The following is a 12,433-nucleotide window of genomic DNA, read 5'->3' on the forward strand; positions in this document are numbered from 1 at the left end:
ATTGAAGATGGCCTACGATTTTGACCTTTATGTGATTGGTGCCGGTTCCGGCGGTGTGCGTGCTGCGCGTTTTGCGGCGGGATTTGGCGCGAAAGTGGCAGTGGCTGAAAGCCGCTATCTGGGTGGCACCTGTGTAAACGTCGGCTGTGTGCCGAAGAAATTGCTGGTCTACGGCGCGCATTTTGCCGATGACTTCGAGCAATCGTCCGGATTTGGCTGGACACTGGGCGAGGCTGATTTCGATTGGGCGACGCTGATCGCCAACAAGGATCGCGAGATCAACCGCCTGAACGGGATTTACCGCAACCTGCTGGTAAACAGTGGCGTGACCTTGCATGAAGGCCACGCCAAGATCGTCGATCCCCATACCGTCGAGATCAATGGCGCGCGCCATACCGCAAAAAACATCCTGATTGCCACCGGTGGCTGGCCGCAGATCCCGGAAATCCCAGGGCATGAACATGCGATCAGCTCCAATCAGGCGTTCTTCCTGAAAGAGTTGCCCAAGCGTGTGCTGGTCGTCGGTGGCGGGTACATCGCGGTTGAATTTGCCGGGATTTTCCAGGGGCTGGGCGCCGAGACGACATTGCTCTATCGCGGGGATCTGTTCTTACGCGGTTTCGACGGTTCGGTGCGCAAGCATTTGCAGGAAGAGCTGACCAAGCGCGGCATGAATCTGCAATTCAATGCCGACATCGAGCGTATCGACAAGCAGTCCGACGGCAGCCTGAAAGCGACCCTCAAGGACGGTCGCGAGCTGCACGCCGACTGTATTTTCTACGCTACGGGTCGACGTCCGATGCTGGACAACCTGGGGCTGGAAAACACCGGCGTCAAACTGGACAAGAAAGGCTTTGTCGAAGTCGACGAACAGTATCAGACGGCAGAGCCTTCGATACTGGCGCTGGGCGATGTAATTGGTCGAGTGCAGCTGACCCCCGTCGCGCTTGCGGAAGGCATGGCCGTTGCGCGTCGCCTGTTCAAGCCTGAGCACTATCGTCCGGTGGATTACAAAATGATCCCGACGGCAGTGTTCAGCTTGCCGAACATCGGCACTGTCGGTTTGACCGAGGAAGAGGCGCGGGACGCCGGACACGACGTGGTGATCTACGAAAGCCGTTTCCGTCCGATGAAACTGACCCTGACCGAATGCCAGGAGCGCACCCTGATGAAACTGGTGGTGGATGCCAAGACCGACAAGGTGCTGGGATGTCACATGGTCGGTCCGGACGCGGGTGAAATCGTCCAGGGCCTGGCAATCGCCCTGAAAGCGGGCGCCACCAAGCGTGACTTCGACGACACCATCGGGGTGCACCCGACTGCCGCCGAAGAGTTCGTCACCATGCGAACGCCTGTCGCGGGTTAATCGGCCTCCGCTGTGGCTGGCGCTGTCGCAACGACAGCCGCCAGTCGCACGCGCTCATCGAGACTCGCCTGAGTCTTGAGCAATTCAATCTCCAGCATCTTGTTCGCCTGCGACTGCTCCTCGACGCTCTGTTTGAGTGACTGGCTTTCCAGCAGTGCTGCACGCAAGCGTTCCTGGAGGAGGGTGCGTTCGGTGTCGATCCGGTTGACCTGTTCGAGCAACTGATCCTGCCGGCTGTGCGTTTGCTTGAGCTGTTCCTGCAGCAGGCTCAATTCGCGCAACGTTCCGCGGTTTTCCGTCAGCAGGCGCTCATTGTCGCGATGCAGTTGCGTGATTTCGTCCTGACGTACCAGTGCGCTTTGCTGCGCCTGACGCAACTCCATCTGCACCTGTTGCACCTGTCCTTCGTGGCGTCGCTGCTCCTGCTCGCGTTGCTCTTTGACCGCGTTGCGGTAGTGCTCCAGAGCGTCCCGGGCGTGCAGGTGTTTCTCTTCAAGGGAGCGGATCTGCTCATCCTTGTCTTGCAACCTTAATTCGAAATCGGCCAGTGCCTGGTTCAGCCCGGCATTGCGGGTGTGTTCGGTTTGCAGCAGGGCGACAGTGTTCTGCAGCGTGTCCGATTCCTGTGTCAGTGCGAGCGTCTGAATCTCGTACTGATGATGCAATTCGGTGTTGGCTTCCTGTGCCTGCGCCAACTGCGCATCCAGCGCGGTCTTTTGCTGATCGAACTGGGCACGAGCCTGGTCGATGGGCTCCTGGGCCTGTTCTTTGAGGCGCTGCGCAAGGCGAGAAACCAGCGCAGTCAGCTCATCATCGATGGGTTCGGATGGGGTTTCTGTGGGTTCTAAACCGTCATCCAGCTCTTTCAGATACCGATGAATTGTGGTTTTAGAACCGGTATTGCCCATCTCGATACGTACCGCGTCGATGCTGGGATGCTCGCCCCGGGCAAGGATTGCCAGGCGTGCCGTTTGAACCACTGCTTTATTGATGCCGCCGCGAGCCATGCGCTCTCCTACGATTTCGTACTGTGGTACGTACCACTAAAAACGGCAGTGTACCACGTTGGTTGTAAAGTTAAACAAGGTAACTTTATGATGCGGGATATACTGGTATTATCCCGTGTCAGCGCATTTTTGACGCGTTTTCACCGCTATTTCCGTACACCAACCCCCGTAGGAGCAAGCGATGCTCCCACAGGCTCTGCGCAAGGCCATTTCCATGAGTGATCTCGATCGATACCTGCAAGCCGCCACACGGGACAACACCCGTCGCAGCTATCGCGCGGCCATCGAACACTTTGAGGTCAGTTGGGGCGGCTTCCTGCCTGCGACTGCAGACAGCGTCGCGCGTTATCTGGTGGCGCATGCCGGTGTGTTGTCGATCAATACGTTGAAGCTGCGTTTGTCAGCGCTTGCGCAATGGCACAACAGCCAGGGCTTCGCCGATCCCACCAAGGCGCCTGTCGTGCGCAAAGTGTTCAAGGGCATACGCGCGCTTCATCCGGCTCAGGAGAAACAGGCCGAGCCTTTGCAGTTGCAGCATCTTGAGCAAGTGATTGCCTGGCTGGAGCAGGAAGCGCAGACCGCTAAATCTGAGCACGATCAATCGGCTCTGCTTAGGGCCCGACGCGATACGGCGCTGATCCTGATGGGCTTCTGGCGTGGTTTTCGCAGCGATGAGCTGTGCCGAATCCAGATCGAGCACGTTCAAGCGAGCGCCGGCACCGGCATCAGCCTTTACCTGCCTCGCACCAAGGGTGACCGCGAAAACCTTGGCAAGACGTACCAAACGCCAGCGCTGCAGCGTTTGTGTCCCGTGCAGGCCTATATCGAGTGGATCACCGAAGCCGCGCTGGTGCGGGGGCCGGTGTTTCGGGGGATTGACCGTTGGGGGCATTTGAGCGAGGCGGGCCTGCACCCTAACAGCGTGATCCCGCTGCTGCGTCAGGCGCTGGAGCGCGCAGGCATTTCTGCCGAGCATTACACCAGCCATTCGCTGCGACGCGGATTTGCTACGTGGGCACATCAGAGCGGATGGGATTTGAAGTCGCTGATGAGTTATGTCGGCTGTAAGGACATGAAATCAGCCATGCGTTATGTGGAGGCGAGTCCGTTTCCAGGCATGATGCGACTCACGGAAAAACCGTTGGCACCTTGACGCTGCATATCACCCTGAAGCAGCTGTCGATCCTGGCTCTTGTGGTGAGGGATTCAGCGAAACGTCGCACCGCCTCGTTGATTTGTGAAGCAACCCCGAAATCCGGTTATAAGGTGAATCAGGCATACCGCGCGCACTGGTTTTGCGACGACTACGTCGCCGAACGGGGATAAATCCCCTCGCCACAAGGCTCAGCTCCTGGCACCTGGCTCTTGGCTCTTGGCTCTTGGCTCTTGGCTCCAGGCTCCAGGCTCCAGGCTTCTGGCACCTGGCTCTTGGTTCCTGGCTCTTAGCGCTCACCGAACCTCGCTAGATACCCATTTCTTCTATTAATACAGTCGGCTAATAGCCAAAACCAATCAGCAGCATGAGCTTTGCCAATGAGCCATCGGGGAATTGAATAGGTAGGATTCATTCCATCAACTTTTCAACCCCTGACGGAGAGTCATCGATGCCTATCATCAACAGCCAAGTAAAACCCTTCAAAGCTGACGCCTTCAAAAACGGCGACTTCGTAAAAGTGTCGGACGCTGACCTGAAAGGCAAATGGTCTGTCGTGTTCTTCTACCCAGCCGACTTCACCTTCGTTTGCCCGACCGAGCTGGAAGACCTGGCTGATAACTACGACGCATTCCAGAAACTGGGCGTCGAGATCTACAGCGTTTCCACCGACACCCATTTTGCCCACGCTGCCTGGCACAACACGTCGCCAGCCATTGGCAAAATCCAGTACACCATGATTGGCGACCCGACCCACGCCATCTCCCGCAACTTCGACGTACTGATCGAAGACGCCGGTCTGGCTGACCGTGGCACTTTCGTGATCAACCCTGAAGGCCAGATCAAAATCGTCGAGCTGAACGACGGCGGTGTGGGTCGTGACGCTTCCGAACTGCTGCGCAAAATCAAGGCTGCTCAGTACGTCGCTGCTCACCCAGGCCAGGTTTGCCCAGCCAAGTGGAAAGAAGGCGAGGCCACTTTGGCTCCGTCCCTGGACCTGGTCGGCAAGATCTAAGTCTGTGACACGCACCATCAGGGCGGTCTCCCGCACCTAAGTAAGCTGCACCGCCCTCAAAAACGCCCGGGCGAGATTCGCTCGGGCGTTTTTTTACGAATTCAAAAAAGGAAATCGCCCGTATGTTGGACGCCACTTTAAAAGCCCAGTTGAAGTCATACCTGGAACGGGTCACCCAGCCGATCGAGATCGTTGCCTCCCTCGACGACGGTGCGAAATCCCGTGAAATGCTCGAACTCTTGAAAGACGTTGCCAGTCTTTCCACACACATTACGTTGCTCGACAACGGTGACGATGCGCGCAAACCATCGTTCTCGATCAACCGCCCGGGTGCCGATATCAGCCTGCGTTTCGCCGGCATCCCCATGGGCCACGAATTTACCTCGTTGGTGCTGGCCCTGCTGCAAGTGGGTGGCCACCCATCGAAAGCCAGCGTTGAAGTGATCGAACAGATCCGTTCCATCAAGGGCGAGTTCAGCTTCGAGACCTACTTCTCGCTGTCCTGCCAGAACTGCCCCGACGTGGTCCAGGCGCTGAACTTGATGGCGGTGCTCAATCCGAACATCCGCCACGTGGCCATCGACGGCGCGCTGTTCCAGGCGGAAGTCGATGAGCGCCAGATCATGGCCGTGCCAAGTATCTACCTTAACGGGGTGAACTTCGGTCAGGGTCGCATGGGCCTGGAAGAAATCCTCGCCAAGATCGACACCCGCGGTATCGAGCGTCAGGCCGAAAAAATCAGCGCCAAAGAAGCCTTCGATGTGCTCGTGGTCGGCGGTGGTCCTGCCGGTGCTTCGGCTGCCATCTACGCTGCCCGTAAAGGCATTCGTACCGGTGTTGCGGCGGAGCGTTTTGGTGGGCAGGTGCTGGACACTATGGCGATCGAAAATTTCATTTCCGTCCAGGAAACCGAAGGGCCGAAACTGGCCGTGGCGCTGGAAGAACACGTCAAGCAATACGACGTGGATATCATGAACCTGCAGCGTGCCGACAAGCTGGTGCCGGGCAAGAATGGCGAGCTGCACGAAGTCCACTTCGCCAGCGGTGCGTCGCTGAAAGCGCGGACCGTGATTCTGGCGACTGGTGCGCGGTGGCGTGAAATGAACGTCCCGGGTGAGCAGCAGTACCGCAACAAAGGCGTGGCGTACTGCCCGCACTGTGACGGTCCTCTGTTCAAAGGTAAGCGCGTGGCAGTGATTGGCGGCGGCAACTCCGGCGTCGAAGCGGCCATCGATCTGGCGGGTATTGTCGCTCACGTGACCCTGCTGGAGTTCGACGTGCAACTGCGCGCCGACGCCGTTCTGCAACGCAAATTGCACAGCCTGTCCAACGTGACGGTGATCACCAGTGCGCAAACCACGGAAGTGACGGGCGACGGGCAGAAGGTCAATGGCTTGCGCTACAAGGACCGTCAAACTGACGAGCTGCGCACCGTCGACCTGGAAGGCATCTTCGTGCAGATCGGTCTGTTACCGAACACCGATTGGCTCAAAGGCACCATTGAGCTGTCGCCACGCGGCGAGATCATTGTTGATGCTCGAGGCGAGACATCGATGTCGGGTGTATTCGCCGCTGGAGACGTGACCACGGTGCCGTACAAACAGATTGTGATTGCCGTGGGCGAGGGCGCCAAGGCTTCGCTCAGCGCATTCGATCACTTGATCCGCACGTCCGCCCCGGCATAAACGCCGGCGCTGAAAACACAAAAACCCCATGAGCGATCATGGGGTTTTTTGTGGGAACGATCATCTTTTGATTGTGATTACATCGGCGCTGGCTGAATGATCTCGACCCAGTAAGCATCCGGGTCCTTGATGAACGCCAGGCTCTTCATGCGGCCGTCGTTCAGGCGCTTCTGGAAATCGCAACCCAGCGCTTCAAAACGCTCGCAGGCAGCCACGATATCCGGCACCGAAATGCAGATATGGCCAAACCCACGTGGGTCGGTGTTGCCGTTGTGGTAAGCGAAATCCGCGTCGTTCTCGGTGCCGTGGTTGTGCGTCAGTTCCAGAATGCCAGGAATCGACTTCATCCATTCGGTTCGCGCGGCAGCGTCGGCGGGGATCTGGTTTTTATCGACCAGTGCCAGGAAGTACAGGCTGAATTCGGCGTCCGGGAAGTCGCGCTTTTCAACCAGCGAGAAACCCAGGATGCGGGTGTAGAAATCCAGCGACTTGGTGATGTCCTTGACCCGCAACATGGTGTGGTTGAAGACGAACTTCTGGGTCGCGGAATCAGGTTGGGCGGTGACGCCAGGGAAGGTGTTCAATTCGTGCAGGCTCATGGGCCCTCCGGTAAATAAGTGGGGCTAACGAATGGCAGCAATGATACGCAAGGCTTGGGACATCACCAAACCCAATGCATCCGCTATTGCCTGACGGGCGGGCGCAGCTCAGACTTTACCGCTCAACCCCTGAGTGTTTAGCGCAATGTCCCGATTTCGTGTATCGACCCTCGTCTTGATTGGCTCACTGTCTGCCGTGACCTGTGTTCACGCGCAGACACCGGTGATCACCTGGCCAATCGGTTGGGAAATCGAAGCCATCGTGCCCGACGATGCAACGTCCAAGGTTTCGCGCCAGCGTGCAGTGAAAAACGATCAGGACGGGTCACCGACACTGGTCATGGAGTTGACCATGACGCAGGTGGAAAGCGGGCATCAAGTCAACCTTGAGGGGGTGTTGCTGGAGATGCGCAAAGCCGTCCAGAAAGACTTCTTCCAGAGCGGTTATCAAAGTGTTTGCAACAAGATTCACGAGACGCGCTTGAGCCGTTTAGCGGCACTGGAAACCACCTGCACCATCACACAAAACGGCCGGCATATGCTGTCGCAAACATTGGTTGCCGCGGTGGATGGCGATAAGGCCTATGTACTTTCGTATGCGGGACAGGCGCAGGTTTATAAGGCGAGCCAGGAAGAAATAGCGGCGGCTCGCAACAGTTTGCAACTTTAACCGAAGGGGCAACGCGTGACGCGATCGATGATGTTTGGATGCCCAAAAGGATTAAGCCGAAAGTTAGTCGGGCACTACCGATTTAACATTCTTTAGCCCATGTCTTTTAGTGTGTCCATGAAAAAGCCCTGCAGTGCAGGGCTTTGTTTTATCACGGAGATGCTTTAACCGCGCAGCCAGGCGTCAACGGTGTCGGCACCGTATTGTTCCTTCCATGCTTTCAGGCCGCGGTGGTTGCCGCCCTTGGTCTCGATCAGCTCACCGGTGTGCGGGTTCTGATAAACCTTGACCACGCGAGCGCGGCGGGTTTTAGGTGCCGAGGCCTGTTGCAGGCCGGATCTTGCCGGGTTCGGATCGAGAATGGCGATGATGTCGCGCAGGCTTTTGCCGTAAGTTTTCATCAGGCCCTGGAGCTTCTCTTCGAATTCGATTTCTTTCTTGAGCCCGGCGTCATTCTTCAGGGATTCCAGCTGTTTTAGCTGCTCTTGAAGGGCCTTTTCAGCTGCACGAAATTCAGCGAGTCTGGACAAAATCTTTACTCCAATAGTGTGTTTGGCTAATACCTACCGCAAACAAAGCTATAAGCCAAGAGCCTTGAAGCGACCCGGTGATAGTGGCTCGCCCTGCCAATTTTGCACAGGCAACAAAAAGTGTAGTAGTTAATGCGCCAAGAGTAAATCATGATGTTTTCTTCATGTAACAACAGTGAATGCCTGAAACATTTTGGTGCGTTGTCTCGTCGGGTGTATTTAAGCTGCTAGTTAATGGTCACTTAATTTAATAATGAACTGCTCGCCAGGCATCGGCCGGCCGAACAGATAACCCTGCAAATAGTTCACGCCGTGAGCAGTCAGGTAATCACTTTGCTCCTCGGTTTCCACGCCCTCGGCAACGATGCCCAGGTCGAGCTTGACCGACAGCTCGATAATGCTGTCGAGGATGTGCCGGGACAGGGCATCGGCGCCAATCATGGCGACAAAACTCTGGTCGATTTTCAGAAAGTCCACGTTGAATTCGCGCAGGTAACCGAGGCTTGAGTGGCCGGTACCAAAGTCGTCAATGGCGATCATCACGCCAAGCGCGTGAAGTTGTTCGAACAGTTGATGGGTGATGGCCGTCGGCTCGATCAGTTCTCGTTCGGTCAACTCCAATACCAGGCTGATGGACCCGGGCGCGAAGTTGGCCAGGAACTCGCGACAGTCATCAACCAGCTGCAAGTCCTTGCAGTGCCGGGCGGTGATATTGATGCCGATATGGAACGGCGCCTCGAACGATCCTGACAAAGGCGCCAACAGCGCTGCAGTTTGGCGCATCAGTGAGCGGGTCATCGGCACGATCAGCCCGGAGTGCTCGGCGAACGGGATGAACAAATCGGGTCGTACCAAGCCTTCCTTCGGATGGTTCCAGCGCATCAACACTTCGGCGCCGGACCACTTCTTGTTGTCGCCAAGAACCACCGGTTGAAAATAAGGAATGAACTCCGCGGCTTCCAGCGCGCGTTGCATTTCAACGCTGGGCGACGTCGAGCGCTTTTGCAGAACGTGTCCGATCAACCCGGACACAACGCCGAAAAAAATCAGCAAACTGAACAGCGGCGGGTATTGGGCAAGCATGTATCGCCAGGTTTCACCTTCAGAAAACCCCGCCACCACGGTGAAGGCATAGCGGGAGGAGTTCAGCGTGGTTTGCGCCACCGGTATAACGGGAAGAGGACCTGCATGGACTTTTTCGTCAGCCGATAACCAGTTCGATCCGACCTGCAACAGCAGTATCGTCTTGCGGCCGATCAATCGCAGTACGTTGCTCAGGTGATAGCCGTCCAGGGTGCTCAGTGCACCGCGTTGCCCGTCGCTGAGTCGATACACCAAAAGCGCAGTGCCAGGGGTAACCGGGTTGCCGTTCATGAGCCACAGTTTGCCTTCGGTGTAATCGCCGGGGTCGATTTTTTCGTGGATATCCCCGAACAGCGAACTGCAGTAAAGCGTGTTGTCCTTTACCAGATTGGTCGAGCGCACAAACGGACGGCGGGTGACTTGCTCGCGTAATGCCAGCGTGACGTCTTGGCAAGGTTGGCCAGCCAGCGGCAGCAATACCTGCGCGGCCTGGGCGGTGTTGTCGAGCATCAGATCAAATTGGCGGACGGCTTCTTCGGCCGTCAATGCGGCACTTTGCTCCAGTACGCGCTGCGCCTGCATGTACAGCATGGCGCCTCCCAACAGCACTGGAAGCAGGCCACTGAGCAGGGTTACCGCAATCCGGGCACCGCGTTTACGACGGGTTCTGACAGTTAATGGCATTTGTGAAACCTGGACGATGGAAGAGGGCTCTCAAATGCGGGCAGGACAACGACACACTTCCCAGAAGAGTTCAGCTAAGGCCCATGATAGTTGGCCTTTTCCGCTTGCGCCGGAGAACGTGGTGCCATTTTTCCGGTGCAACAAACCCCTTGCACAGCAGGCGCGAAAGGGGATTTGATAGAGAAGACGGACAAATATGTTTACGCTGTGTAGAATCCGGTTACGCATATAAGAATAATCGTCTTCTGGCAGCAGAAGCCTCGCCCGCATCAGCCTTGGGTCGACAATGAAGAGTTTTGGGTTCCAATTGATCTACGGTGATTTCCTCGCCCGCAGCGTGCGGGGCATCTCCTGCGCGCCACCCGCCGGTCTCAGCATTGCTAGCAACTAACATTTGTTAATTTCAGCTGTTAATTCTAAAAGCATGATGAGGCGCCAACCATGGCAGATTTATACGAAAACCCAATGGGCCTGATGGGCTTCGAGTTCATCGAATTCGCATCGCCAACCCCGAATACCCTGGAGCCGATCTTCGAGATCATGGGCTTCACCAAGGTTGCGACCCACCGCTCCAAGGACGTGCACCTGTACCGCCAGGGCGCGATCAATCTGATCCTCAACAACGAACCTCATAGCGTGGCTTCTTACTTCGCGGCCGAACATGGCCCGTCGGTTTGTGGCATGGCGTTTCGGGTCAAGGATTCGCAAATGGCCTACAGCCGTGCGCTGGAATTGGGCGCGCAGCCGATTCACATCGAGACCGGTCCGATGGAATTGAACCTGCCCGCGATCAAAGGCATCGGCGGTGCGCCGTTGTACCTGATCGACCGTTTCGGCGAAGGCAGTTCGATCTACGACATCGACTTCGTGTTCATCGAAGGCGTTGACCGCAATCCGGAAGGGGCGGGCCTGAAGATCATCGATCACCTGACCCACAACGTGTATCGCGGTCGCATGGCGTACTGGGCGAACTTCTACGAGAAACTGTTCAACTTCCGTGAAATTCGTTACTTCGACATCAAGGGCGAATACACCGGCCTGACCTCCAAGGCCATGACCGCGCCGGATGGCATGATCCGCATCCCGTTGAACGAAGAGTCGTCCAAGGGCGCTGGCCAGATCGAAGAGTTCCTGATGCAGTTCAACGGGGAGGGCATCCAGCACGTGGCGTTCCTCAGCGATAACCTGATCGACACCTGGGATCGCCTGAAGAAGATCGGCATGCGCTTCATGACCGCGCCGCCAGAGACGTATTACGAAATGCTCGAAGGCCGTTTGCCGAATCACGGCGAGCCGGTGGATCAGCTGCAAATGCGCGGGATTCTGCTGGACGGTTCGTCCGAGTCGGGTGACAAGCGTCTGTTGCTGCAGATCTTCTCGGAAACCCTGATGGGCCCGGTGTTCTTCGAATTCATCCAGCGCAAAGGCGATGATGGTTTCGGCGAAGGCAACTTCAAGGCGCTGTTCGAATCGATCGAACGTGATCAGGTTCGTCGTGGTGTGTTGTCCACTGACTAACTGAGCAAACGCTATACCTGTGGGAGCTAGCCTGCTGGCGATTGCGGTCTTTCAGCCAACATCAATGTTGAAACTGAAGATGCCATCGCTAGCAGGCTAGCTCCCACATTTGTTTTCTTTTGGGCCTAAGGCCGCCGCTGCCGCACCATGTGTTTGAACCCTTCAAACATCAGCACCAGCACCGCCATCCAGATCGGAATGTACGTCAACCATTCCCCGCCCTTGATACTCTCCCCGAGCAGCAAGGCGACCCCGAGCAACAGCACCGGCTCCACATAGCTCAGCAACCCGAACAGGCTGAACGGCAACAGCCGGCTGGCGATGATGTAGACCACCAGTGCCGAAGCACTGATCACCCCGAGCATCGGGATCAGCAGTGACAGCCACGGGTATTGATCGAACACGCCGAAGCCTTGTTCACCGCTCTGCACGAACCATAAAGCCACTGGCAGCGTCAGCGTCATGTCCAGCCACAACCCGCCGAGATTGTCCGTCGCCAGGCGTTTGCGCAGTACGAAATAAGTGGGGTAGCCAATCGCGACCAGCAACGTTGCCCAGGAAAAACCACCGACCTGGTAGACCTCATTGACCACCCCGAGGCAGGCAAAAAATACCGCGATCTTCTGCAGGTACGAGAGGCGTTCGCCATAGGCGATGCGGCCTGTCAGGACCATCGTCAGTGGCAACAGGAAATAGCCCAGCGACACATCAAGGCTGTAGCCATTGAGCGGCGCCCACATGAACAGCCAGAGCTGCACACCCACCAGTGCCGAGGAGGCGATCAGGCCGGCAGCCAGTTTTGGTTGTGCGACGAGACGTTTGAGAAGGCCGACCACATGTTTCCATTCGCCGGAGACCACCATGAACACCGTCATGCACGGCACGGTCAGCAGCATGCGCCAGCCAAAAATCTCCACGCCGCTCAAGGGCGTGAGCAGGGACGTGTAGTAGTACATGACGGCAAACAGCACCGAGGCTGTGACCGATAGAGCGATACCTTTAGACAACTTGTCCTCGCGAGGTTGAACGTGAAACTGGGGGGCGGAGGATACGTGGTTTTGGCGCTAATTATTGACCAACTGATCAACAACCATCGACTGTGTGCTCATTCCCTTGCAGGAGC

Annotated in this window: 11 protein-coding genes; 6 read left to right on the forward strand and 5 right to left on the reverse strand. The window is 56.8% G+C overall.

The window, feature by feature from the left end; translation table 11 throughout:
- Positions 1 to 7 precede the first annotated feature (7 nt).
- Positions 8 to 1,366, forward strand: coding sequence for a glutathione-disulfide reductase (gorA, locus tag H7698_RS16245; RefSeq protein WP_162436492.1), 1,359 nt, complete (start codon positions 8 to 10; stop codon positions 1,364 to 1,366).
- Here gorA and H7698_RS16250 read toward each other — a convergent pair.
- Positions 1,363 to 2,373, reverse strand: a complete 1,011-nt coding sequence (locus H7698_RS16250) for a DNA-binding protein (RefSeq protein WP_194692079.1) — start codon at positions 2,371 to 2,373, stop codon at positions 1,363 to 1,365. The two genes, gorA and H7698_RS16250, sit on opposite strands and share 4 nt — an antisense overlap.
- A 181-nt stretch (positions 2,374 to 2,554) precedes the next feature.
- Here H7698_RS16250 and H7698_RS16255 point away from each other — a divergent pair, with 181 nt between their 5' ends.
- From H7698_RS16255 to ahpF, 3 genes are all read left to right on the forward strand, one after another.
- Positions 2,555 to 3,526: a site-specific integrase gene (locus H7698_RS16255; protein ID WP_208525729.1), complete on the forward strand. Its 972-nt coding sequence runs from the start codon at positions 2,555 to 2,557 to the stop codon at positions 3,524 to 3,526.
- A gap of 451 nt (positions 3,527 to 3,977) precedes the next feature.
- Complete coding sequence (ahpC, locus tag H7698_RS16260) at positions 3,978 to 4,541, forward strand: alkyl hydroperoxide reductase subunit C (protein ID WP_010460707.1); 564 nt, start codon at positions 3,978 to 3,980, stop codon at positions 4,539 to 4,541.
- 122 nt (positions 4,542 to 4,663) lie between these two features.
- Complete coding sequence (gene ahpF / locus H7698_RS16265) at positions 4,664 to 6,226, forward strand: alkyl hydroperoxide reductase subunit F (protein WP_194692080.1); 1,563 nt, start codon at positions 4,664 to 4,666, stop codon at positions 6,224 to 6,226.
- 77 nt (positions 6,227 to 6,303) lie between these two features.
- On the opposite strand, the gene gloA is transcribed toward ahpF, so the two are convergent.
- Positions 6,304 to 6,825, reverse strand: a complete 522-nt coding sequence (gloA, locus tag H7698_RS16270) for a lactoylglutathione lyase (RefSeq protein WP_162436488.1) — start codon at positions 6,823 to 6,825, stop codon at positions 6,304 to 6,306.
- Positions 6,826 to 6,970: 145 nt separating this feature from the next.
- Between gloA and H7698_RS16275 the strand changes: the two genes are divergently transcribed.
- Complete coding sequence (locus H7698_RS16275) at positions 6,971 to 7,495, forward strand: DUF4946 domain-containing protein (protein WP_194692081.1); 525 nt, start codon at positions 6,971 to 6,973, stop codon at positions 7,493 to 7,495.
- 164 nt (positions 7,496 to 7,659) lie between these two features.
- Here the strand turns inward: H7698_RS16275 and H7698_RS16280 are convergent, their stop codons facing one another.
- Positions 7,660 to 8,025, reverse strand: a complete 366-nt coding sequence (locus H7698_RS16280) for a histone-like nucleoid-structuring protein, MvaT/MvaU family (protein WP_162436486.1) — start codon at positions 8,023 to 8,025, stop codon at positions 7,660 to 7,662.
- Between the two features lie 231 nt (positions 8,026 to 8,256).
- A complete protein-coding gene (locus tag H7698_RS16285; protein ID WP_194692082.1) occupies positions 8,257 to 9,792 on the reverse strand; it encodes an EAL domain-containing protein in 1,536 nt (511 codons plus the stop codon).
- 441 nt (positions 9,793 to 10,233) lie between these two features.
- On the opposite strand from H7698_RS16285, the gene hppD reads away from it, so the two are divergent.
- The gene (gene hppD, locus H7698_RS16290; protein WP_194692083.1) at positions 10,234 to 11,310 is read left to right on the forward strand and encodes a 4-hydroxyphenylpyruvate dioxygenase; all 1,077 of its coding nucleotides are present in this window, start codon (positions 10,234 to 10,236) and stop codon (positions 11,308 to 11,310) included.
- Between the two features lie 125 nt (positions 11,311 to 11,435).
- On the opposite strand, the gene rarD is transcribed toward hppD, so the two are convergent.
- Entirely contained in the window at positions 11,436 to 12,317 is an 882-nt protein-coding gene (gene rarD, locus H7698_RS16295; RefSeq protein ID WP_162436484.1) for an EamA family transporter RarD, read from the reverse strand.
- Positions 12,318 to 12,433 lie beyond the last annotated feature (116 nt).

Origin of the sequence: Pseudomonas sp. p50(2008) (genome assembly GCF_015351605.1) — a bacterium.
GTDB lineage: Bacteria > Pseudomonadota > Gammaproteobacteria > Pseudomonadales > Pseudomonadaceae > Aquipseudomonas.